Below are 24395 nucleotides of genomic sequence, written 5' to 3'. Positions count from 1 at the left end.
CGACATGCGCAAACGTCTCGGCATGATCACGCCGTCCTCCAACTCGGTGCTGGAGCCCGTCACCAGCGCCATGCTGGCAGGCGCCTCCGGCGTCACCGCACATTTCTCGCGCTTCCGCGTCACCGAGATCGCGCTCGATGCTGCCGCGCTGAGCCAGTTCGATGCCTCCGTGTTGCTGCCGGCCGCGGACCTGCTGGCCGATGCCAAGGTCGACGCGATCGCGTGGAATGGCACCTCCGCAAGCTGGCTCGGCATCGGCCGCGACCGAAGCCTGTGCGAGGCGATCACGACGCGCACAAGCGTGCCGGCGACGACATCGACGCTCGCCTGCATCGATGCCGCCCGCGCGCTCGGCACCAGGCGTGTCGGCTTGGTCTCGCCCTACACCGACGACGTGCAGCGGCGGATCGGCGAGGTCTGGACCGAGGAGGGGATCGCCCCGCATGCCGAGCGGCATCTGGGCCTGCGCGACAATTTCTCTTTTGGCGAGGTTGAGCCCTCGGCGATTGCGGACATGATCCGCGCTGTGGCGGCCGAGGGCGCCGACGCCATCGTCATCCTCTGTACCAATCTCGACGGCGCGGCGCTTGCGGCCTCGCTGGAGCGAGAGCTGAATATTGCGGTGCTCGATTCGGTCGCGGTGACGCTGTGGCGGAGCCTTGAGCTTGCCGGCGGCGACATCAGGGCCCTTGCGCAGTGGGGCCGGATATTCCAGACATCAGCGGTCATCAAGTGACGGAGACGCAAGTGACCCAGCTCGATCTCGCCATTCGCGGCGGCACCATCGTGACGGCCAGCGACGAGTTTCGCGCCGATATCGGCATTCGCGATGGCCGCATCGTCAGCATCGCCGAGCGCATCGAGGGGGCGGTGCGCGAGATCGACGCCACGGGCCTGCTGGCGCTGCCGGGCGGCATCGACAGCCATGTCCACATCTCGCAAGCCTCGGGTCCCGACGTCGTCATGGCCGACGATTTTGCTTCGGCGACGCGTGCAGCCGCAGCCGGCGGCAACACCATGGTGTTGCCCTTCGCGCTGCAGGAGAAGGGCACCTCGCTCCGAACCTGCGTCGAGAACTATCGCAAGCTCGCCGAGGGCGAGTGCTACATCGACACCGCCTTCCACCTCATCATCTCCGATCCGACCGCGGTCGTGCTCGGGCAGGAGCTGCCGGCGCTCGTCAAGGACGGCTACACCTCGTTCAAGGTGTTCATGACCTATGACGATCTCGTGCTCAGCGACAAGCAGCTGCTCGAGGTGTTCGAGGTCGCGCGCCGCGAGGAGGCGCTGGTGATGGTTCATTGCGAGGGCTACGACGCCATCCGCTTCCTCACCAGCAAGCTCGAGCGCGAGGGCCACATCGCGCCCTATTATCACGGCACCTCGCGGCCGCAGGCGGTCGAGCGCGAGGCGACGCACCGCGCCATCAGCCATGCCGAGGTGATCGGCGTGCCCATCATGATCGTGCACGTCTCGGGGCGCGAGGCGATGGAGCAGGTGCGCTGGGCGCAGCAGCGCGGTCTGCCCGTGCATGCGGAAACCTGTCCGCAATACATCACCCTGACGGCCGACGACATGAAGGGCCTGAACATGGACATCACGGGCGCAAAGTATGTCTGCTCGCCGCCGCCGCGCGATGCCGAAAGCCAGCAGGCGATCTGGGAAGGCATCACGACCGGCGTGTTCCAGACCTTCTCGTCCGATCACTGCCCGTTCCGCTACGACGATCCCAAGGGCAAGCTGACGCCAAATGCGCGTACCTCGTTCCGCTGGGTGCCGAACGGCATTCCCGGCGTCGAGACCCGGCTGCCGGTCCTGTTCTCCGAAGGCGTCTCGAAGGGCCGCATCAGTCTGCAAAAGTTCGTTGAGCTGACCGCGACCAACCATGCCCGCATCTACGGCCTCTATCCGCGCAAGGGCTCGATCGGCGTCGGCTTCGATGCCGATGTCGTGCTGTGGGATCCGAAGCTGAGGAAGAAGATCCAGCAGGCCGACCTGCACCACGGCGCGGACTACACGCCGTGGGAAGGCTTTGACGTCACCGGCTGGCCGGTCACGACGATCGCGCGGGGCCGCGTCGTCTACGAGCAGGGCAGGATCGTCGGCGACAAGGGCGCGGGCGAGGTGCTGAGTCGCGGCAAATCGAGCCTGGTGTGAGCGCTCAATCGCCTCGATGTGAGCCTCACATCGCCTCGATGTGACTGATCACATCGGCTCGATGCCGATCTTCTTGATGATCCCCGCCCATTTGGTGGTCTCGGAGGTCATGTAGTCGGTCAGGCCTTTGGGGTCCATCACCAAGGGCTCGGCGCCTTGCTCGACGAAAAGGGCGCGCACCTTCGGATCGTTCACGCCTTCGACCATCGCCTTGTAGAGCCTGTCGAGGACGACCTTGTCGGTATTGGCCGGCGCAAGCAGCGCGAGCCAGGCGGCGCTCTCGTAATTCTTCAAGCCGGCCTCGGCTGCGGTCGGCACATCGGGCAGCGCCGTCATGCGCTTGTCGCTGGCGACCGCGAGCGGGCGAGCATCGCCGCTCTTGATCAGGCCAAGGACGTTCGGCAGAAGCTGGAATCCGAGCGGCACCTGCCCTGCGATGAAGTCCGGCGTGTAGGCGGCGATGTTGCGATAGGGAACGTGCGTGAGCTCGGTGCCGGTGAGCTGCTCGAAATAGGCGGCCGACAAATGCTGCGAGGAGCCGACGCCTACCGTGCCGTAGTTCAGCTCGCGCGGACGGCCCTTGGCGTAGTCGATCAGCTCACCGAGCGATTTCGGCGGCAGTTTCGAATTGATCACGATGACATTGGGCATTGTGGCGAACAGGCCGATCGGGGCGAGATCCTTCAGCGGATCGAAAGGAAGCTCCTTGTAGAGCGATCTGTTCGCGGCGAGCGGGCCGGAGGTGCTCATCAGCAAGGTGTAGCCATCAGGGGCCGCATGGGCCGCCGCGGCGGTGCCGATATTGCCGCCGGCGCCGGGACGATTGTCGACCACGAAGGCCTGCCCGAGTGACGTGGACATGCGGTTGAGCAGGATGCGTGTGATCACGTCGCTGGCGCTGCCGCCGGCAAAAGGCACGAGCACCTGGACCGGCCGGGCCGGATAGTCCTGTGCGTTCGCCGTCCCCAGTCCAGCAGCTGCGAGCAAGGCGCCGCCTCCGAGCGAGAGCAGCGACCTGCGATCTGGACGAAGGCCCTCGTTTCGCTGCTGAACGCCGCCCGTGATCTTGCTGCGATCGAATCGTGTCATCTTGGACTGAATCTCCCGACTGCGTCGTGTTCTGCCAGACCTGAGTCCGTCCGGGACAGGAGTCATCGGGGATGAGGGCCAGGTCGCGATTTTTCTGCGCCTGGATCGTAGTTAGGTCGCGAATACGACCGTCATGCCGGCTCGTCTCAAAACTTACCAGCGCGTCTCATTCTGCAGCGGGCGCGACGCCTTGTCCGAGTGAGACGAACTTAATCCAGCCCGGTCTTATCAGGCGCCCAATAGGCCTTGGCCTTGACCCGCGACGACGCGACACCGGCGGCTTTCAGGGCACGGCTGATGCGCTGGATCGAGGATGCTTTGCCGGTGAGCACGAATTGCGCTCCATTTGCAGCAAGGCGCAGCAATTCCGCCTCGACGGTCGCGAGGTGATCCTCGCCGGCGCTGCGCGCGATCAATCTCGCCCCGCTCAGGTTGACGGCATCCAGCACCTGCCGGGATTCCGCGACGTCAGTGGCTTCGAACATGTGGAGCGCGCCGCCGGCGTGCAGGCTGTCACGCAGCGCCGCCGCAAGGCCGAACGAGGTCTCATCGCCGAACAGGACGATCGGCGCGCTCCGGCCGGCGAGATCAAGCGAGCGGCGCGGGCCGAAGAACTGGCAGGTTTCGCCTTCGCGCAAACCGCTCGCCCAGCGGCTGCCGGGGCCATCCCCATGCGTAAAAGCAAGGAGCCGCGTCCTGCCGCGGCCGGTATCCCACGACATCGGCGTGTAGGTGCGCGCGCTCAGGCCCGCGCCCATCGCGACCTGCATTTTTTGCCCCGCGGTCCAGGCGACATCCTTGAGGGCCGCGCCTTCGAGCTCGATGAGCCGAAAGCGCGGCGAGAGCGTCTCGACCGCGATGACGCGCGCAGGGCGCATCAGCCATCGCAGCAACATCCGCGTGACGCGGCCTTGCGGGACCTGCGATGGTTCGGAGATATCAGGTGCTTGACCGGTTTTATTCAAGGCTCGACTCCCGGATTATCTGGACTTGATCGTGAGCTCGTTGCCGCGGCCGGGATCGAACGGCAGCGACAGCGAGAGGTAGCCGTTCTGGGGATCGCGGACGTAGTCGATATAGCCTGAGGCCTCCTCGAACGCGTTCTCGCCGACGATGAGAGCGCCGGGCTTGAGCTGCGGCTCGAGCAGTTTGAGAATGGGGAGATACAGCGTGAAGGCGCCGTCGAGCATCACCATGTCGATCTCGCCCAGCCCGGAGCTGAGCGTTTCGCGGGCATCGCCGAGCCTGAACTCGACGAAGTCGGTGAGACCAGCGGCGGCGACGTTGGCGCGGGCGCGCTCGATCTTGCCGGGTTCGAGATCGGTCCCGATCAGGCGGCCGCCGCCCATGTCGCGCAGAGCGGCCGCCATATAGATCGCGGAAATCCCCATCGAGGAGCCGAACTCGACGATGCGCTTCGCCTTGCAGGTGCGGGCGCACATGTAGAGGAAGCGTCCAAACCGCGGTGAGACGCTCAGGAAATTGTTCGCAAACCGCTGGTAGACCTCATTGAGATCGCGACTCTCGGCCGCGATGGCCTGGCTGATCATCTCCTCGCGACTCGTGCCCTCATTCAAGAAGGCCTGCATCAGCGGCGCGTCTGCGGTCTCCGCTTCCTGATGAAGACGATGAAGGACGCCGGCGACGAGGCCGCCGCTGATCGAATCCATGTATCCAGCTCCCTTGCAATGCGCCCACCGGCGCTTCGGAGCCTGGATACGGGATTGCACCTGCGACCGCATTCCGCGAACGGGACAATCGATTGCGATTTCCGGTCAGTGCGTGCGGCGGTCCGCCAGATATCGCGCCGGCGGCTTGCCCAGCGCCTTGCGGAACATGGTGACGAAGGCGCTTGCTCCCTCATAGCCGAGATCGAGCGCCACCGCTTGAACCGAAGCGCCCTGGTCGAGCCGCTGGAGCGCGATGAGGATGTGAAGCTGCTGGCGCCAGCGGCCGAAACTCATGCCGGTCTCGCGCTGCAAGATGCGGGTGAGGGTGCGCGGAGCGACGCCGATACGCCGGCCCCAATCCTCGATCGTTGCGCGGTCGGAGGGCATTTGCATCATCGCGCTGGCGATCCGGCGCAGCCGGACATCGGTGGGCATCGGGAAGCGCAATTCCTCGACGGGCGCTGCCGCGAGCTGGTCGAGCAGCACCGTGGCGAGGCGGCCGTCGGCGCCGTCGAGATCGTACATCACGGGCATGTGGGCCGCATGCTCCAGCAGATTTGCCAGCAACGGCGAGATCGACAGCGCACAGCATTGCCGCGGCAACGTCGGGGCCGCATCCGGCTCGACGAACAGGCAATACATCTCGACATCGCCGGTCACGCTGACGCTGTGCGGGACCTGGCCGGGGATCCACACCGCGCAGCGCGGTGGCACGATCCAGACGCCGTGTCCGGCTTCCAGCCTGACGATGCCGCGCAAGGTCAGGACCAGCTCGTCCTTGCGATGCGCGTGCTTGGCGAGCTCCACGCCCTTGGTGATCATGCGGCCACCGAAGGCGGCGAGGGTGCGCGGCACGGTCTCGGGGTCAAAGCCCCCGAGATCATCGGGGACAACATGTTCGTCGTTGAGCTGGAAGAAGGGCATGGCGGGAGGAGGGCGGATCCAGGCGCGATGGGAGACATCGACAATATCGGCTTGCGATTGCGAGATTCAACGCGGACGGCCGGAATCTCGATTGGTTCTAACCGGCTCGCTTTCGCGGCTTTCGGCCTTCCTTGCGGGAGGGCGGGTTCTTGTCGCCGGAGGATGGCTCCACGAACTCTCTCGCCGCGGCCGCGGCCTGCGCAAGGTCGTGGCTGATGACGTCGAGCACGGCCTTTGCCGCGACCGACACGGGGCGCCGCGGGTGGTGCACCCAGGCGATCGAGCGCACGATCCGCTGCGCATCGAAGCGATGCGCCCGGATGGTGCCGTCCGCCAGCGATTGACGGAGCGCGATGGTCGGCAGCACGGTCGCGAAATCGGTGGTCGCGATCACCTCGCAGAGCGCGGGCAGGGTGTCGAGCTCCAGACGCGGACGGAGGTCGATGCCGATGGCGGCGGCGTGCTCGTCGAGGATCAGGCGCAGGCCGTGGCGCTTCGACGGCAGCACGAGATCGACATTGGCGATGTGATCGAAACGCAGTTTTGCCGGCGGCTTGACCGGGCCGTCCTTGCGGCAGGCGAACACCATCTCCTCATCCATGATTTGGTGCGCGGCGAGCGGCGTCTTGCGGCGCGGCACGTTGATCAGCGCGAAATCGAGCTGGCCGGTGTTGACCCAGTCGACCAGCGTTTCGGTGTAGCCCTCGCAGACCGACAGCGTGATCTCGGGATAGCGGCTGGCGACGGTCGCCGACGACCTCGCCATCGTGCTTTGCGCCACAGAGGTGATGAGCCCGACCGAGACGCGGCCCGAAATGCGCCCGCCGAGCTGCGCCATCTCCTGCCGCGCATATTCGGCGTCGCGTACGATCGGCGCCGTCAGGCGCACCAGGGCCTCGCCGGCGCTGGTCAGGGTCATGCCCTGGACGCTGCGGTCGAACAGTTTCTGGCCGAGCTCGGCTTCGAGCTTGGCGATCTGCATGCTCAGCGCCGGCTGCACGATGTTGAGCTGGCGCGCCGCCCGGGTGACGTTCCTCTCCTCGGCGAGGCACAGGAAATATTGCATCTGCCTGAGTTCCACGGGCGTGTCCTTCGTCGCTGATCTTGCTCGCGGGTCATCATCTTAAATGATTGATCATATAATCAATCATTATTTGTGATGATGGATGCGATTGCCTAGGCTTGCGGCGGATGAAAATGGGCCTCAGAGGGCGTGATCCAAGGGGAGCGAAACCAGAGATATGCAGAACGCCGGCCCCAAGCGGATGATCATCGGCATTTCCGGCGCCTCGGGCGTCACCTATGGCGTGCGCCTGCTGCAGCTGCTGCGCAATGCCGGCGTCGAGACGCATCTGGTGATGTCGAAGACCGCCGAGCAGACCTTTGCCTACGAGACCGATCTGAAGATCGCGGAGGTGAGGGCGCTCGCCAATGTCAACCATGCGATCGACGACATGGCCTCCGCAATCGCGAGCGGCTCGTTCCTCACCGCCGGCATGATCGTGGCACCGTGCTCGATGCGCTCGATGTCCGAGATCGCCTCGGGCGTGACCACGACATTGCTGACCCGGGCTGCCGACGTCGTGCTCAAGGAGCGCCGCCGCCTGGTGCTGATGGTGCGCGAGACGCCGCTGCACACCGGGCATCTCCGGACGATGACGACACTCTCGGAGATCGGCGCGATCATCGCGCCGCCCGTGCCGGCCTTCTACGCCAAGCCCGAGACCGTCGACGACATGGTCGAGCACACTGTCGGCCGCGTGCTCGACCTCTTCGATATCGATATCGGCGTGGTGCGCCGCTGGGGCGAGGACGAGGCGCTCAGGCGCCGCGCGCCGTCGCTGCGCAAGATCGCGCCCTGACGACCTGAAGATCGCGAGGAAAGACCCGTATGCGAATGGACAATGTTGCGGGAAAAGGCTCTCCCGCCGATCTGCGCGCCTGGCTCGCTCATCTCGCCGAGCGCGGCAAGCTCGCGATCGCACGCGAGGGCGTTGCGCTGGCCGACGAGCTCGCCGCCATCGCCAAGCGGCTGGAGCGCGATAGCGCCGTGCTGTTTCCGCACCCCGACGGGCACGCGATCCCGGTCGTCGCGAACCTCTTTGCCGGGCGCGACTGGGTCGCCGAGTCCATCGGCGTCACCGAGGACCAGCTGCTGCCGCGGTTCCTCGCTGCAGCAAGCAATCCGCTGCCGACGCACGAGGTCGCGAGCGGGCCCGTGCAGGACGTCATTCACGAGGACGTCGACCTGCTGCGCCTGCTTCCCGTCCCCAAGCACAATGAGCGCGACAGCGGCCCCTACATCACGGCTGGGCTGCTGATCGCCCGCAATCCCACGACTGGCATTCAGAACGTCTCGATCCATCGCTGCCAGATCTCCGGCAAGAACCGCATCGGCGTGCTGCTGCTGCCGCGGCATACCTTCTCCTACTACCGCCTCGCCGAAGAGCTGGGCCAGGCACTGGAGATCGCGATCGTGATCGGCGCGCATCCGGCCTTGATGCTCGCCTCCCAGGCGATTGCCGCGCTGGACGAGGACGAGATGGCGATTGCCGGTGCGCTGCTCGGCTCGCCCATCGATGTCGTCAAGTGCCGCACCAATTCGGTTCGCGTGCCCGCGCATGCGGAGATCGTGATCGAGGGGCGGATTCTGCAAGGCGTGCGCGAGCCGGAGGGGCCGTTCGGCGAATTCCCTCAATATTACGGCCCGCGCGCCAATCGCGAGGTGATCGAGGTCGATGCGATCACGCATCGCAAGGCGCCTATCTTCCACACCATCGTCGGCGGCGGGTTCGAGCATCTGATCCTCGGCGGCGTGCCGCGCGAGGCGACGCTGCTCCAGCATCTGCGCCGAAGCTTCCCTAATGTGCTCGACGTTCGCCTGACGCGCGGCGGCACCTGCCGCTATCATCTCGCGATCAAGATCGACAAGGCCAATGACGGCGAGCCCAAGAACATCATGATGTGTGCCTTCGGCGCGCATTACGACATCAAGCAGGTTGTCGTGGTGGACAAGGACGTCGACATCTCCTCGTCCGAGGAGATCGAATGGGCGGTGGCAACGCGCTTCCAGGCCGACCGCGATCTCATGGTGGTGTCGGGCGCGCTCGGCTCGAAGCTTGATCCGACGACGGACAATGGCATCGGCGCGAAGATGGGTCTGGACGCGACCGCGCCCGGCAGCGCACCCGAACTCGCCTTCGAGCGCATTCGCGTCAAGGGCGAGGACGAGGTCGATCTCGCCACCGCCTTGCAGGCCGATCCCGGCGCCGCGGTCGCGCGATTGCTTGCGGAGGCGCGCGCATGAGCCGATTGCGGCGAGAAGGCAACTTGCGTCGGTTTGCGCGGTTGGAATATGAAGCGGGTGCTGCTTATAGTGCCGCGCCAACAAGCCAATCGTTTTGCAGCGCAATGCTGGGAGGAGGGAACTGATGTCGACGGCCCTGCGCATCGCTCATGGCGCTTTCGGCAGGGTCGCTCTGCTCGACATGGATCGTTCGCTGGTCCGCCACGCCCATCACCACTGCCACGTCCTGCTCAAGGTCGAGGGCGCCGACACGCAGTTCATGGTCGGTGACCAGGTCACGCCGTTGACGGACACCGCCGCCGTGCTGGTCGACGGCTGGAAGCCGCATGCCTATGTGCATGACGTCAACCGGCCGCGCACGCTGATCATGGCGCTCTATATCGAGCCGGAATGGCTGAAGGAGTTCCGCCCCGGTTGGGCCGCGAGCGGCGCGCCGGGCTTCTTCGAGCGGCCGTCGGGCGAGGTGTCGCCGCGCATTCGTCAGCTCACGCTGCATCTTGCGGCCGAAATGATGGCGAATCCCGATGCGGTGCGAACGCACGAGCAGACGCTGTCGGACCTGATGATCGCCGTGATCGAGCGTTTCACACCCTGGCGCAGCTTCCCGACCTCGATCCGCGGCATGAGCGCGGTGAGCTGCGACTGGCGCATCCGCCGCGCGATGGATGCGATGCGCGTGCAGGATTCCTATGGCGGCGTCGATCAGTTCGTGAAGGGCGCAGGACTGTCGCGCGCGCAATTCTTCCGCCTGTTCGAGACCTCGCTCGGCGTCTCGCCAAAGATCTATCTCAACGTGGTCCGCATGGAGCGCGCGCTCGACGCTGTCATGCGCGAGGACACGCCGCTCGGAGAGCTCAGCGAGCGTTTTGGCTTTCCGGAGCCGGCGCATTTCACCCGCTTCTTTCGCGATCACGCCGGCGTCAGCCCGCGCGAGTTTCGCAACGTCTCGCGTCTTGCTGGCTGATATTGCGCTGCACGCGCTCGAATGAGACGATTTGGTAAGTCGTGAGAGCGGGCGGTATGGCCCGCGCAGCCCCTGTCCTGACATCTGTCGCCGTCGCGTCAAAGAACGCGTCGGGAGGTATGCCGGGACATGTTGCAGGCGGTCAAATCCGCAAATCCGGGACATGGCGATGAGCCGTGGGTCGGGCGCTCGATCGAGCGCGTCGAAGACGCCGCGCTGCTCTCCGGCCGCGGCCGCTTCATCGACGATCTCGGCGTTCCGCCCGGCACGCTGCACGCGGCGATTTTGCGTTCGCCGCACGCGCATGCCGATATTCTCTCGATCGATCCTGAAGCCGCAAAACGCCTGCCGGGCGTCGCGGCGGTTCTGACCGGCAGCGACGTCAAGGCGGTCACCACGAGCCTCGTCGTCGGCGTGAAGGCTCCGGTCGAATGCTGGCCGATCGCGATCGACCGGGTGCGCTATGTCGGCGAGCCAGTGGCGATCATTGTCGCGGCCGATCGGGCCCGTGCGGAGGATGCGGCCGAGCTGATCAACGTCGAGTACCGCCCGCGCGGTGCTGTCGTCGATCCGCTTGGCGCACTCGCGGCAGATGCCCCTGTGCTGCACGATGGTTTTCCCGGCAATCTCGCCAGCGACCGCTCGTTCCGCTACGGCGATCCTGAGCAAGCCTTTGCGGAGGCGCCGTATCGCTTCTCCATCGACATCAAATATCCCCGCAACTCCTGCACGCCGATCGAGACCTATGGCGTCGTCGCCTCGCACGACGCCGGCGAGGATGGGTATGAGGTGCTCGCCAATTTCCAGGGCCCCTTCAGCATCCACACGGTGATCGCGCGAGCGCTGAAAGTGCCGGGGAATCGCTTGCGGCTGCGCACGCCGCCGGATTCCGGCGGCAGCTTTGGCGTCAAGCAGGGCGTATTTCCCTATATCGTGCTGATTGCGGCCGCGGCGCGCATCACGGGCCGGCCGGTGAAATGGATCGAGGACCGGATCGAACATCTCGCGGCCTCGGTCTCGGCGACCAACCGCGCGACGACGCTGGCGGCAGCGGTCGCGGCTGACGGAAAGATCCTCGCGCTGGACTGGGACCAGGTCGAGGACTGCGGCGCTCACTTGCGCGCGCCGGAGCCGGCGACGCTCTACCGCATGCACGGCAACCTGACCGGCGCCTACGACATCAGCCACGTCAAGGTCCGCAACCGCGTCGTCGTCACCAACAAGACGCCGACCGGCCTCAACCGCGGCTTTGGCGGGCCGCAGGTCTATTTCGCGCTGGAGCGGCTGGTGCAGCGGATCGCGATCGGTCTTGGCCTTGATCCGCTCGATGTCATCAAGCGCAATCTGATTGGTGCCGGCGCGTTTCCCTATCGCACCGCGACGGGCGCGCTCCTCGACTCCGGCAATTACCAGGAAGCCGTCGCGCGTGCGGTCGAACAGGGGCGGCTCGCGGAGCTGAAGGCGAAGCGCGACGCGGCGCGGGCGCAGGGGCGTCTCTACGGCATCGGCTTCACCGCGGTCGTCGAGCCCAGCGTCTCCAACATGGGCTACATCACCACCGTGCTGACGGCGGCCGAGCGCCGCAAGGCAGGTCCCAAGAACGGCGCGCAGGCGACCGCGACCGTCGGGCTCGATCCGGTCGGGAGCGTCACGGTTCACGTCGCGTCGGTGCCGCAGGGGCAGGGGCATCGTACCGTGCTGTCGCAGGTCGTTGCCGATGTGTTCGGCCTTCAGCCGAAGGACATTCGCGTCAACACCGAGATCGACACCGCGAAGGACGCCTGGTCGATCGCTTCAGGGAATTATGCCAGCCGCTTTGCCGCTGCGGTTGCCGGCACGGCCAAGCTAGCGGCAGAACGTGTCGCCGGCCGTCTTGCCCGCATCGCCGCCAGCCAGCTCAATGTCGAAGCCGCAGACATCGTGTTCGCAAAGGGCTTCGTCGCCTCAAAGCACAATCCGGAGAACCGCATCGCGTTCTCGCGTGTCGCCGCGCTCAGCCACTGGTCGCCGGGCTCGCTCCCAGATGACGCCGGCCAGACCATCCGCGAGACCCTGTTCTGGACCCCGCCGGAGCTGACGCCGCCCGACGACGAAGACCGCATCAATTCCTCGCTCTGCCACGGTTTCATCTTCGACTTCTGCGGCGTCGAGGTTGACCGCACCACGCTGGAGACGCGGATCGATCGCTACGTCACCATGCACGATTGCGGCACCATTTTGCATCCGGGCATGGTCAACGGCCAGATCCGCGGGGGTTTTGCCCAGGCGCTCGGGGCGGCGCTCCTCGAGGAATATGCCTACGCCGATGACGGAAGTTTTCTGACGGGAACGCTCGCCGACTATCTGCTGCCGACCACGACCGAGGTGCCGGAGCCCGAGATCTTCCACATGGAGACGCCGTCGCCGTTCACGCCGCTCGGCGCCAAGGGCGTCGGCGAAGGCAATTGCATGTCGACACCGGTGTGCCTTGCCAACGCGGTGGCGGATGCGCTCGGCATTGCCGATATCACCTTGCCGCTGGTTCCGGCGCGCCTCGTCGAACTCGTGCGCGGTGCCGAGCCGCCGCCTCCCGCGGGCGGCGCGACGGCTGCGCCCGTGCGCGAGGGCGACAGGAGGCTTCGCGGCGAGGGGCAGGCCTCGGTGAAAGGCGCGCCTGAGCAGGTCTGGGCGATGCTGCTCGATCCCGCGACGCTGCAATCGGTCATTCCCGGCTGCCAGAGTGTCGACAAGATCACCGACACGCATTTCCGTGCCGACGTGACGCTCGGCATCGGCCCGGTCACAGGGCGCTATCGTGCCGACGTGGAACTGTTCGATCTCGACGCGCCGCGTGCTGTCACCTTACGCGGCGGCGCCACCGGCGCACTGGGTTTCGGCAGCGCGGAGGGGCGCGTCACGCTCGTGCCCGACGGCAACGGCGGAACCAAGCTGACCTACAGCTATGACGCCGCCATCGGCGGCAAGGTCGCCAGCATCGGCGGCCGTCTGCTTGATGGTGCGACGCGCGTGATCATCGGCCAGTTCTTCACCGCGCTCGCGCGCAAGGCCGGTGGCGGTGGGGCGGAAGGCGGCGGTTTCTCGCTGTTCGCGTTGCTGGCGAAGGCGGCCAGCCTGTTCGGAGGGCGCCGATGAAGCCGCCCGCGTTCGACTATCTCCGCGCCGGGAACATCAGTGAAGCCCTCGAAGGGCTCGCGCAGCAGGGCAGCGATGCCCGCGTGCTCGCCGGCGGGCAGTCGTTGATGGCGATGCTCAACATGCGCCTCGCCAAGCCAAAACTGCTGATCGACATCATGCGGATCAAGGAGCTGCGTCAGATCGAGCGCAAGGGCGATGCCGTCGTCATCGGCGCCGGCGTTCGCCAGGCTGATCTCCTGGCCTGGCCTGACCTTGCCGAGGCGCTGCCGCTGGTGGCGTTGGCGCTGCCCTGGGTCGGCCACATGCAGACCCGCAGCCGCGGCACCATCTGCGGCTCGCTCGCCCATGCCGATCCCAGCGCCGAGATGCCGTTGGCGCTGGTCGCACTCGGCGGCGAGGTGCTCTTGCGCAACGCCCGGCGCCGGCGCCGTGTCGTGGCAAAGGACTTCTTCGCCGGCATGATGCTGACGGCGCGCGCCGATGACGAGCTGATCGAGGGCATCTCGCTGCCGGTCGCCAAGGTATCGCGCTTCGCCTTCCGTGAGGTCGCTCGCCGGCATGGGGATTTCGCCATCGTCGCCTGCGCCGCCATGAGGACGCCCGCGGGCGTGCGTCTCGCCGTCGGCGGTGTTGCCGATGTTCCGACCGCCCGCGACTGGCCGCGGCTGGAGGGCAGCGCGCTCGACGATGCTCTCAACGCTTTTGCCTGGGAGCTCGGCGCCCGTGACGACGTCCACGCCTCCGCGCGCTACCGCCGCGACCTCGTGCGCATGATCGGCCGCGATCTGATCGGCGAGGTGCTGCAATGACCCGTCTCAAGGCAGACAGCCGCCATGCGGTCCGCTTCACGCTCAACGGGACGTCGGTCGAGGCGGAGGCCGAGCCGCGGATGCTGCTCTCCGATTTCCTGCGCCACCAGCTGGGCGCGACCGGCACCCATGTCGGATGTGAGCACGGTGTCTGCGGCGCCTGCACCATCGTCGTCGACGGCATGCTGACGCGCTCCTGCCTGACGCTCGCCGCGCAGGTCGACGACTGCGAGCTCAGGACGGTCGAAGGGCTGGCGCCCTCGGCCGACCGGCTCGGCGTGCTGCAACAGGCGTTCCGTCGCAACCACGCGCTCCAGTGCGGCTTCTGCACCGCCGGCATCCTGATGTCGCTCGACCATTATCTCGCCAGAAATCCAAATCCGAGCGAGGCGGAGATCCGCGATCTCCTCAGCGGGCATATCTGCCGCTGCACCGGCTACACCCCGATCATCAAGGCGGCACTCGAAGCCGCCGCCGAACTCGCCTCATCCAACAAAGAGACGTCAGATGCTTGATCTCGCCAGCAGCTTCGTTGCCAGCGCCGCGCGCGATCCCGATGCCATTGCTCTCGTCGACGGCGATCTCCGCCTGACCTACCGGCAATGGTACGACAAGATCTCCGCGCTGGTAGCCTCGTTCGACCGACTTGGCCTCAAGGGCGGCGATCACGTCGTCACGCTGCTGCAGAACCGCTGGGAGGCGGCGACGCTGCACTGGGCCTGCCAGTTCGCAGGGCTCGTGATCACGCCGATCAACTGGCGGGCCAAGGCCGACGAGCTCGATTACTGCATCGAGAATGCCGAAGCCTCCGCGGTGTTCTATCAGGACATCTCTGCCGAAGCGGTGCAGGACTCGGCGTTATCGGGCAGTCTGCTGCGTGTCTCCGTCGATCCGGGAACGGGTGATGCGACCAGCTTTGCCGATCTGATCAAGGATCGCGCGACCGATGCCGCGCCGCGCGTCGGTGCCGATGCCTGGTCAATCATGCTCTACACGTCAGGCACGACCTCGCGGCCGAAAGGCGTGCCGCGCCGGCACCGCGCCGAACGCGCCGCGGCGATCGCCCACGTCGCACAAAACCTCTACGGTCGCGGCGAGCGCACGCTCGGCGTGATGCCGCTCTATCACACCATGGGCGTCCGCTCGTTGCTGGCGATGTCGCTGATCGGCGGCACCTTCATTTGCCTGCCACGCTATGACAGCCGGCAGGCGCTGGCGCTGATCGAGCGGGAAGCGATCACCAACCTCTATCTGGTGCCGACGCTCTATCACGACCTCGTCCATCACGAGGCGTTTGCCGGGACCCATGTCTCCAGCGTACGCAAGCTCGGATTCGCCGGCGCGTCGATGACCGATGGCCTGCTGAAGAAACTGAACGAGGCATTCAAGCCGGAACTGTTCGTCAATCATTACGGCAGCTCGGAGATCTACACCTTCACGATCGACCAGAACGCGGCGGCAAAGCCCGGCTCGGCCGGCAAGGCCGGCTTGAACCAGCATGTCAAGGTCGTCCGCATCGGCGCGCGATCGGTGACGGAGCTTGCCGCGGTCGGCGAGGAGGGCGAGATCATTGCGACGCTGGCCGGCGACGAGGCTTTTGAGGGCTACTGGCGGCGCCCCGAGGCCGATGCCAAGTCGCTGCGCGAGGGCTGGTACTTTACCGGCGACACCGGCTACCTCGATCCCGACGGCGACCTCTTTGTCACCGGCCGCGTCGACGACATGATCATCACCGGCGGCGAGAACGTCTCGCCGGTCGAGATCGAGAGCTGCCTGTCGCTGCATCCCGCCGTCGACGAGGTCGCGGTGGTCGGCGTCGCTGATGAGAGATGGGGCAAGGTCGTCGCCGCCTTCGTCAAGCGCAACCGCGCGGTGTCTGAAGGAGAGCTGGAGCAGTTCTGCCGCACCTCGGGCCTTGCCAATTTCAAACGGCCGCGCCGCTACGTCTTCGTCGATGCGATCCCGAAATCGCCCGTCGGCAAGCTGCTGCGGCGACTGCTCGTCGCCGGAGAATACGAAGCCGAGCGTTTGCCGCCGTCGGACGCGGCCTGATCATCCCCCATCAACAGAAGGAAGCACAGATGCCGTCACCTTATACATTCGCCGATCCGCGACTCGCCAAGCTCGACGGGTTCAAGGTCGAGATCGACGAGGCGCACGAGCGCGCCGACATCATCTTGGGGAGGCCGCCCTACAACGTCGTGGCGATGCCGCAGCGCGACCAGCTGCGGCTGACCTTCGAGACGCTGGACGAGGATCCGCGCGTCCGCGTCATCGTGGTGCGCGGCGAGGGTGAGCACTTCTCCAGCGGCGGCAATATCGGGGGCTTCATGGAGGCAAGCCCCGAGCACGTTTCCAAGCTCGCCTGGAACATCGCCGCGCCGGCGCGCTGCGCCAAGCCTGTGATCGTCGCCAACCGCGGCTATTGCTTCGGCGTCGGCTTCGAGCTGTCGCTCGCCTGCGACTTCCGCATCGCCTCCGAGACCACGCAATACGCGCTGCCGGAGCAGAAGCTCGGCCAGATCCCAGGCTCGGGCGGCTCGGCCCGGCTGCAGAAGATGGTCGGCATCACGCGCACCAAGGACATCGTGATGCGCTCCAAGCGCATCTCGGCCAAGCAGGCCTATGAGTGGGGCATCGCCACCGAATGCGTGCCTGACGCCGAGCTGGAGAAGGCGACCGACAGGCTGGTCGACGAGCTCCGCACCTTCTCGCCGCTGGCGCAACGCACCGCCAAGAAGCTGCTCAACGACACCGAGGATTCGACGCTCGCCATCGCCATCGAGCTGGAAGGCCATTGCTATAGCCGCCTGCGCCAGTCCGAAGACTTCAAGGAGGGGGTCGAGGCCTTCAACGCCAAGCGTCCGCCGAAATTCGTCGGCCGCTGACGCGCGACTGAACTGCCGCGGTCCGCAATGGCGCGGACCGCGGCGCCATTCAAACGGGGGAGGTAAACAACATGGCTGAGATGGATATGCCGGTCGCCGGTGCACAGGCGTCCGCAGATAACAAGCAGATGGTCAATGCGATCATCGCGTCGGTGCTCGGATGGGCGCTGGACCTGTTCGATTTGTTCATTCTGCTCTATGTGGCGCCGGTGGTCGGCGCGCTGTTCTTTCCGTCGAGCAATGCGGCGTTGTCGCTGGCCGCGGTCTACGGCTCGTTCGCCGTGACGCTCCTGATGCGGCCGTTGGGCTCGGCGGTATTCGGCCATTATGCCGACGTGCACGGCCGCAAGCAGGCCATGCTGGTGGCCATCATCGGCGTCGGTCTCAGCACGGCGGCGTTCGGCCTGTTGCCGACCATCGCACAGGTCGGCGTGATCGCGCCGATCGTGTTCCTGGTCCTGCGCCTGGTACAGGGCGTGTTTGTCGGCGGTGTCGTGGCGTCCACCCACACCATCGGTACCGAGTCTGTGCCGCCGCATTGGCGTGGCGCGATGTCGGGCCTGGTCGGGGGCGGCGGAGCCGGCATCGGCGCGCTGCTTGCGTCCTTCATCTTCCTGATCACGTCGTCGGTCTTCCCCGGCGATGCCTTTGCTGTCTGGGGTTGGCGCTTCATGTTCTTCTCGGGGCTGCTGAGCTCGCTGCTCGGCTGGTTCATCTTCCGCAACCTCGAGGAGTCCCCGTACTTCAAGGAGCTCAAGCGCCAGCAGGGCAACAAGCAGGCGAAAGTCTCGAAGGCGCCGGTCAAGGACGTCTTCTCCGGCGAATATCGCGGCGTGCTGCTGGTCAATCTGCTCATCACCTTCGGCGGCGGCGCCGGCTATTATCTGACCTCGGGCTATCTGCCGAGCTTCCTGAAAGTCATCAACGCGGTCCCGAACCAGACCTCGTCGCTGATCCTGATGGGGGCGAGCGTCTCGGCGTTCTTCTCGGCCGTGCTGATCGGCGCGCTGAGCGACTGGATCGGCCGCAAGAAGACGTTCTTGCTGATCGGTGTGCTGGCGGCAGTGCTGCTGCCGCTGTGCTATCTCAACCTCGCGGCGACGAAGGACACGACGCAGATCACGCTGCTTGCGCTCGCCATCGCCTTCATCGGCAATGCCGGCTACGCGCCGGTGCTGATCTTCCTCAACGAGCGCTTCCCGACCGCGCTGCGCGCCAGCGGCACCGGCCTATCCTGGAATATCGGCTTTGCGCTGGGCGGCATGATGCCGACCTTCGTCTCGCTGGTGAGCGCGAGCCCGGCCCAGATTCCGATGTCGCTGGCGTATTTCGCGGTCGGCGTGTTCGTGGTCTACCTGATCGGGGCGGTCGTGATCCCCGAGACCAAGGGCAATTTCCGCTGAGCCTTGCGCCGGCGCGGCCGCTTTGCCGCCGCGCCGGCTCGCTCGAGCTGCGGAGACATTGATCCCTTTTCGCCGGCCTCCTTTCCGTGTAGCTCTGCGACGGCTTGAAATTGGGGCGCTGGGCCCGCCGATGACCGAAATGGAGGCAACAGGGATGTATCCGAAAGTTCAAATGTTCATTGCCGGCGAGTGGACCGACGGCACGTCCGGCAAGTCGGAGGACATCCTCAATCCCGCCACCGGCCAGCCGATCGGCAAGACGCCGCACGCCTCGAAGGCCGATCTCGACCGCGCGCTGGAGGCGGCCCGAGCCGGCTTCGAGGTCTGGCGCAAGACCTCGCCGTTCGACCGCTACAAGCTGATGCGGAAGGCCGCGGACATCATCCGCTCCCGCGCCGCCGAGATCGCGCCTGTCATGACCATGGAGCAGGGCAAGCCGGTGGTGGAAGCGCAGGGCGAGACCATGCTGGCCGGCGACCTCATCGACTGGTTCTCCGAGGAAGCCCGCCGCGCCTATGGTCGTATCGTGCCGCCGCGGATGGGCAACGTATCCCAGCTCGTGACCAAGGAGCCGGTCGGCCCGGTCGCCGCGTTCACCCCGTGGAATTTCCCGATCAACCAGGCCGTCCGCAAGATATCGGCCGCGCTCGCCGCCGGCTGCTCGATCATCGTCAAGGGCCCGGAAGAAACCCCGGCGAGCTGCATGGAGCTGGTGCGCGCCTATGCCGATGCCGGCATTCCGCCCGGCGTCGTCCAGCTGGTGTTCGGCGTGCCGTCGGAGGTGTCGGAATATCTCATCCCGCATCCGATCATCCGCAAGATCAGCTTTACGGGCTCGACCGCGGTCGGCAAGCATCTGGCTGCGCTGGCCGGCCTGCACATGAAGCGCGTGACCATGGAGCTCGGCGGCCATGCGCCGGCGATCGTGTTCGCGGATGCGGATCTCGACAACGCCGCCAAGATTCTTTCGGCCAACAAGTTCCGCAATGCCGGCCAGGTCTGCGTTTCGCCGACGCGCTTCCTGGTGCATGAAAGCGTCTACCAGCCGTTCGTGGACAAGTTCGTGGCGGCGGCCAAGAGCCTCAAGGTCGGCAACGGCCTGGACAAGGACACCCGTATGGGTCCGCTGGCGAATCCGCGCCGCGTCGACGCCATGGAAGGTCTGGTCTCCGACGCCGTCCAGCGCGGCGCCAAGGTGCAGGCCGGCGGCAAGCGCATCGGCAATGAAGGCTTCTTCTTTGAGCCGACGGTGATCACCGACGTGCCGCGCGATGCCCGCATCATGAACGAGGAGCCGTTCGGCCCGCTGGCGCCGATCACGTCGTTCCGCAGCTATGACGAGGTGGTGGCCGAGGCCAACCGTCTGCCTTACGGCCTCGCGGCCTACGCCTACACCACCTCGACCAAGACCATGCAGGCGATCGGCGCCGACATCGAGAGCGGCATGGTCTCGATCAACCACCACGGCCTCGCGCTGCCGGAAGTGCCGTTTGGCGGCATCAAGGATTCCGGCTACGGCTCGGAGGGCGGTCTCGAGGCGATCGAGGGGTACCTCAATACGAAGTTCGTGACCCAGGCGAGCTCGTAAGAAGCAAAGCTTTGTAAGGTGGGTTAGCCCCGCAGCCGCGCGTAGCGCAGTCCGCTGGGCGTAACCCATCTCTCTTCTTGCGCGGAGTGCAAAGAGGTGGGTTACGCTTGCGCTAACCCACCCCACGGCACCTTTGTGCGTGCCATCGCCGATAGTCCGTCATTGCGAGCCAACGGGTGCGCGCGAAGCGCGGTCCGATGACAGGCTCCGCGAGGCAATCCAGACTGTCAGCCGCGGAAAGATTCTGGATTGCTTCGCTGCGCTCGCAATGACGCGGAGGCATTTTTGAACTCCAGCCCATTCCCGTCACCTTGGGGTGACCGCTTCTTCGGCGCCCTCCAAAGGCGACGGCGCCGCTGCGCCAACGCGGCCGTGCATCTTCGAGGCTCCGATGGGCGGGCGCCCCTCGATATCCTCACTTACTGTTCGTACAATAAAGAGAGGCTGAGCCGACTGCCATGCATAGCTCATAGGCAGGCGAATATCTCTCAGCGCCGGTCGATCGCCTGCAAATTAGACAGGTGATCTTGGTCGCTCCGATTGCAGTGCAGCGGACATCGCGATTTGCGCGGGGAAATCCGTGGTGCGCTGCACTTTTCCCGCGTGGAACGGTCCGCGCTCGCGTGCCGTCAGCGCAGGCAGCGATGCACCAAAACGTGCAGCGGGTGGCGCCGCGCGCGGCTGAGGTCGCGCACTGGTCTAGCGGTTTGCGACAACCCTGGCCCTAGCCCGCACCCATCGCTCTGTCGCACGCTCGCTCATGATGGCATGACAGGGGATGCATGATGAGCGGTCTCGGTTTGGCATTGAACGTTGCGATCGACGGGAAGGACCCGGCGTCCGGTTCGGGCGTCACGTGTAGCTGACTGTGCAGATGAGCTACTCCGACAATCATTGGGAGGTCGGCACCGATATCGGTGGCACCTTCACCGACATCATCGCGATCCGGCGCGATTCTGCGGAAGCTCGGATCGCGAAGGTGCCGTCGCGCCCCGACGCGCCCGTTCAGGCGATGCTGGAAGCCATCGAGGCGGTCGGCCTGCGCAAGAGCGAGGTCAAGCGCTTCGTCCACGGCACCACGCGCGTCACCAACGCCATCGTCGAGGGCCGGTTGCCGAAGGTGGCGCTGGTCGCGACCGAAGGCTTTGCCGATGTGCTGGAGATAGCGCGCTATCGCCGCAGGGATCTCTACCGTCTCGATATTCCACCGAAATCGCCGCCCTTGGTGCCGCCCGAGCGATGCTTTGGGCTCGCCGAGCGCCTCGACCACGAGGGCCGGGTGCTGAAGGCGCTGGAAGAGGCCGAGATCGAGCGTCTGGTGGCCTGGCTGAAACAGACCCGCGTGCAGAGCGTCGCCGTGGCCTTGCTTCACGCCTACGCCAACCCGGTCCATGAAAAGATGCTGGGCGAGCGGCTCAGGGATGTCGTCGCTCACGTCTCGCTCTCGCATGAGGTCAATCCGGAGGCGCGCGAATATGAGCGGACCTCGGCGACGGTGTTCAACGCGGCGGCGATGCCGATCGCTGTGGAATATCTCAGCGAGCTGGAGCAGCGGCTGCCGATCGGGCCCGGTCTGCAGGTGTTTCATTCCGCCGGCGCCATGATCCCGATCTCGGCGGTGAAGCGGCGGCCGCTGGTGATGGCGATGTCAGGGCCGGCGGCGGGTGTCTCGGCCTCCGTCAGCATCGCGCGCCAGCTCGGCACCTCGCGCATGCTGACGTTCGACATGGGCGGCACCACGACCGACGTCTGCCTGATCGTGGATGGCCAGGCCGAGATGACCGATGGCCGCATGCTCGGCGACAAGCCGCTGCGCCAGCCGATGCTTGCCGTTCATTCCATTGGCGCGGGCGGCGGATCGATCGTGCGCAGCGGCCCGGGCGGCTTGACCGTTGGACCCGAGAGTGCCGGCTCCGAGCCCGGCCCCGCTTGCTATGGCCGCGGCGGCACGAAGCCGACCATCACCGATGCCAATGCCGTGCTCGGCTATCTCAACCCCGAAACGAAACTTGGTGATCGCATCGGCATCGACATCGAGAGGGCCAAGCGCGTTATCGAACCGATCGCGCATGCCCTGGGCCTCGGCTTGACCGAAACGGCGCTCGGCATCATCAAGGTTGCCAATGCAACGATGGCCCGCGCGCTCCGGCGCGTCACGGTCGAACGCGGTATCGATGGCCGCGACTGCACGCTGCTCGCCTTCGGTGGTGGCGGCCCGATGCATGCCGCGGGTCTTGCCAACCTCTACGGGATTGCGCAGGTCGTCGTCCCGAGTGCGTCGAGTGCCTTCTCAGCGCTGGGCTGCCTCACCGCAGATTTCAGTTTCCTCCAGCAGCAGACGCTGCGCGCCGCGCTCGACGGCATCGATCTTGCCCGCGTGTCGGAGCGGATCGGCACCCTGGTTGACGATGCCTCGGCGCCCCTGATCGCCAATGGCGTTGCCAAGGCGGAGATCCAGGTCGAGCTGGTGGCCCTGATGCGATACGCCGCGCAGAACGATGCCATCCCTGTGTCCTTCACGCTGCCGCTCGACGTCGCACAGCTGAAGAAAGACTTTCTGACGCGGCATCACGAGCTGTTCGGCTATGCGACCGGCGAGCCCTGTGTCATCGAATCCGTGCGGGTGCAGGCGCGTCGCCCGTCGACGACCGTCGTCAGCCGGCCGGCGACCGCGGCGAGGGCGGTGTCGTCAGGCCAGCGGACCTGCTCGTTCGACGGCTTCCACGACGTCGCGACAGCGATCATCGACCGCGCCGCGCTCGCGGACACCGTCACCGGTCCGGCCATCATCGAGGACGCATGGTCAACCGTGGTGGTGCCGCCGGGCTGGCAGGCAAGGCCGGACGCCGCAGGCAATCTGTTCCTGACGCGGAGGGCGGCATGAAGCTCGATCCGTTCGTCGTCGAGGTCATCAGGCACGGGCTTTCGGCCGCAGCCGAGGAGATGAGCCTGGTGATGACGCGCTCGGCGCGCTCGCCGCTGCTGCGCGAGGCCGGTGACCTCTCGTCCGCAATCACCGACGGCCATGGCGGCCTGGTCGGGCAGGGCCGCGACATCCCGATCCATCTCGGCGCGATGGCCTACACCATCCCTGAATTGCTGAAGGTGATGCCGCGCGACAGCCTGAATGACGGCGACGTGGTGATCTACAATGTCGGCGCGCTCGGCGGCAACCATCTCAACGACGTCAAGGTCGTGCGTCCCGTCTTCGTCGACGGTGAAATCGTGGCCTTTGCGGTCAGTCTCGCGCACTGGCCCGACATCGGCGGCACCTGGCCCGGCAGCTATTTCGCCAAGGCCATCGACACGTTCCAGGAGGCGATGCGGATTCCGCCGGTGCTGATCGCAACCGCAGCCGGCGTCAACACGCCGATCGTGCAGCTGCTCAAGGCCAACGTCCGGGATCCCGAGTCCTGCGAAGGCGATCTCCTGGCGCAGATCGCCGCGACCAAGGCCGGCGAGAAGCGCATCGTCGAGCTCTGCCGCGAGCACGGCAAGGCGGTGTTCACCGCGACGCAGTCGCGCCTGCACGATCTCTCGGAAATCGAGATGCGGGAAGCGCTTCGCGCGCTGCCGGACGGCATCTACGAGGGCGAGGACTATCTCGACGACGGCAGCGCGAACAACGCGCCCGCACGCATCCACGTCAAGATCACGATTCGCGGCGATGAAGCGACGTTCGATCTCTCCGGGAGCTGCGACCGCGTCTCGAACTTCTGCAACACGACGCCGTTCATGGCACGTTCGGCTGTCGCCTATGCCGCGCGCATCATGAGCGGGCGCGACATGAACCAGAACGCGGGCGCGCTCAGGCCGCTGACCATCATCACGCGCCCGGGCTCGATCCTGGAGCCGGGCTGGACCGCATCCGTTGCCGCCGGCAACCACGAGACGTCGATGCGCATCGTGGACGCGATTTTTCGCGCCATGCAGGACACGATTCCGGAGCGCCTGTCGGCGGGCGGCGCGACCACCGCGGGCGTGCTGTTCTTCGCCGAGCCGCGGCCGAACGGTTCCTGGAAGATGCTCTATGAGGTCCATGGCGGTGGCGAAGGTGCGCGGCATGACCGCGCGGGCACCTCGGCGACGAGGGTGCATCTCTCCAACACCTCGAACACGCCGGTCGAGGTGATCGAGGCGAACTACGCGATCCGTCTCGAGCAGCAGGCCATTCGCCGGCACTCCGGCGGCGCGGGGGCTCATCGCGGCGGTGACGGCTCCGTCCGCACCTACTGCATCCTTGCCCCTTCAATGCACCTGACCACCTGCGTCGAGCGGATGGTGATGGCGCCCTGGGGCATGCAGGGCGGCTATCCCGGCAAGGCCTGCCGCATCTCGCTGGTCCGGCAGGGGGCCAACGTCGCCATCGACGGCAAGTCGAACCTGGTGTTGCAGCAAGGCGATCTCGTCACGATCGAAATGTGCGGCGGCGGCGGCTACGGCGCCGCTGCGGCCAAGTGA

The 24395-nt window shown here is 66.1% G+C and carries 19 protein-coding genes; 14 read left to right on the top strand and 5 right to left on the bottom strand.

What is annotated here, in order from left to right; translation table 11 throughout:
* Positions 1–4 precede the first annotated feature (4 nt).
* Positions 5–736, top strand: a complete 732-nt coding sequence (locus tag A5906_RS13985) for a maleate cis-trans isomerase family protein (protein ID WP_080135776.1) — start codon at positions 5–7, stop codon at positions 734–736.
* Positions 737–747: 11 nt separating this feature from the next.
* Entirely contained in the window at positions 748–2157 is a 1410-nt protein-coding gene (gene hydA, locus A5906_RS13980) for a dihydropyrimidinase (protein ID WP_080136098.1), read from the top strand.
* 48 nt (positions 2158–2205) lie between these two features.
* Here the strand turns inward: hydA and A5906_RS13975 are convergent, their stop codons facing one another.
* From A5906_RS13975 to A5906_RS13955, 5 genes are all read right to left on the bottom strand, one after another.
* Positions 2206–3246, bottom strand: a complete 1041-nt coding sequence (locus A5906_RS13975) for a Bug family tripartite tricarboxylate transporter substrate binding protein (protein ID WP_080135775.1) — start codon at positions 3244–3246, stop codon at positions 2206–2208.
* 209 nt (positions 3247–3455) lie between these two features.
* Positions 3456–4211, bottom strand: coding sequence for a siderophore-interacting protein (locus A5906_RS13970; RefSeq protein ID WP_245326727.1), 756 nt, complete (start codon positions 4209–4211; stop codon positions 3456–3458).
* A gap of 15 nt (positions 4212–4226) precedes the next feature.
* The gene (locus A5906_RS13965) at positions 4227–4916 is read right to left on the bottom strand and encodes an O-methyltransferase (RefSeq protein WP_080135773.1); all 690 of its coding nucleotides are present in this window, start codon (positions 4914–4916) and stop codon (positions 4227–4229) included.
* A 105-nt stretch (positions 4917–5021) separates the two neighbouring features.
* On the bottom strand, positions 5022–5840 hold the full coding sequence (locus A5906_RS13960) for an AraC family transcriptional regulator (RefSeq protein WP_080135772.1): 819 nt from the start codon (positions 5838–5840) through the stop codon (positions 5022–5024).
* A 97-nt stretch (positions 5841–5937) separates the two neighbouring features.
* Complete coding sequence (locus A5906_RS13955) at positions 5938–6906, bottom strand: LysR family transcriptional regulator (RefSeq protein ID WP_080135771.1); 969 nt, start codon at positions 6904–6906, stop codon at positions 5938–5940.
* Positions 6907–7081: 175 nt separating this feature from the next.
* On the opposite strand from A5906_RS13955, the gene A5906_RS13950 reads away from it, so the two are divergent.
* The 12 genes from A5906_RS13950 to A5906_RS13895 all read left to right on the top strand — a co-directional run bounded on the left by A5906_RS13950 (position 7082) and on the right by A5906_RS13895 (position 24395).
* Complete coding sequence (locus A5906_RS13950; RefSeq protein WP_080135770.1) at positions 7082–7702, top strand: UbiX family flavin prenyltransferase; 621 nt, start codon at positions 7082–7084, stop codon at positions 7700–7702.
* 29 nt (positions 7703–7731) lie between these two features.
* Positions 7732–9147 carry a UbiD family decarboxylase gene (locus A5906_RS13945; RefSeq protein ID WP_080135769.1) on the top strand — a complete coding sequence of 472 codons (1416 nt, stop codon included), beginning with the start codon at positions 7732–7734 and terminating at the stop codon, positions 9145–9147.
* Between the two features lie 124 nt (positions 9148–9271).
* Complete coding sequence (locus A5906_RS13940) at positions 9272–10111, top strand: helix-turn-helix transcriptional regulator (RefSeq protein ID WP_080135768.1); 840 nt, start codon at positions 9272–9274, stop codon at positions 10109–10111.
* 129 nt (positions 10112–10240) lie between these two features.
* On the top strand, positions 10241–13243 hold the full coding sequence (locus tag A5906_RS13935; RefSeq protein ID WP_080135767.1) for a xanthine dehydrogenase family protein molybdopterin-binding subunit: 3003 nt from the start codon (positions 10241–10243) through the stop codon (positions 13241–13243).
* Positions 13240–14055, top strand: coding sequence for an FAD binding domain-containing protein (locus tag A5906_RS13930; protein WP_080135766.1), 816 nt, complete (start codon positions 13240–13242; stop codon positions 14053–14055). Before A5906_RS13935 ends, A5906_RS13930 begins: the two co-directional genes overlap by 4 nt.
* Positions 14052–14570, top strand: coding sequence for a (2Fe-2S)-binding protein (locus tag A5906_RS13925; RefSeq protein WP_080135765.1), 519 nt, complete (start codon positions 14052–14054; stop codon positions 14568–14570). The genes A5906_RS13930 and A5906_RS13925 overlap by 4 nt, the downstream gene beginning before the upstream one ends.
* Positions 14563–16107, top strand: coding sequence for an AMP-binding protein (locus A5906_RS13920; RefSeq protein WP_080135764.1), 1545 nt, complete (start codon positions 14563–14565; stop codon positions 16105–16107). The genes A5906_RS13925 and A5906_RS13920 overlap by 8 nt, the downstream gene beginning before the upstream one ends.
* 29 nt (positions 16108–16136) lie before the next feature.
* Entirely contained in the window at positions 16137–16943 is an 807-nt protein-coding gene (locus A5906_RS13915) for an enoyl-CoA hydratase/isomerase family protein (protein WP_080135763.1), read from the top strand.
* Between the two features lie 71 nt (positions 16944–17014).
* Positions 17015–18346, top strand: a complete 1332-nt coding sequence (locus A5906_RS13910) for an MFS transporter (RefSeq protein ID WP_080135762.1) — start codon at positions 17015–17017, stop codon at positions 18344–18346.
* A gap of 139 nt (positions 18347–18485) precedes the next feature.
* The gene (locus tag A5906_RS13905; RefSeq protein ID WP_080136096.1) at positions 18486–19934 is read left to right on the top strand and encodes an NAD-dependent succinate-semialdehyde dehydrogenase; all 1449 of its coding nucleotides are present in this window, start codon (positions 18486–18488) and stop codon (positions 19932–19934) included.
* A gap of 874 nt (positions 19935–20808) precedes the next feature.
* Positions 20809–22818, top strand: a complete 2010-nt coding sequence (locus tag A5906_RS13900) for a hydantoinase/oxoprolinase family protein (protein WP_080135761.1) — start codon at positions 20809–20811, stop codon at positions 22816–22818.
* Positions 22815–24395: a hydantoinase B/oxoprolinase family protein gene (locus tag A5906_RS13895; RefSeq protein WP_080135760.1), complete on the top strand. Its 1581-nt coding sequence runs from the start codon at positions 22815–22817 to the stop codon at positions 24393–24395. Before A5906_RS13900 ends, A5906_RS13895 begins: the two co-directional genes overlap by 4 nt.

Source organism: Bradyrhizobium sacchari (genome assembly GCF_002068095.1).
GTDB lineage: Bacteria > Pseudomonadota > Alphaproteobacteria > Rhizobiales > Xanthobacteraceae > Bradyrhizobium > Bradyrhizobium sacchari.
The sequence above is the reverse complement of the archived record's forward strand: the minus strand, read 5'-3'. Positions and strand labels throughout refer to the sequence as shown.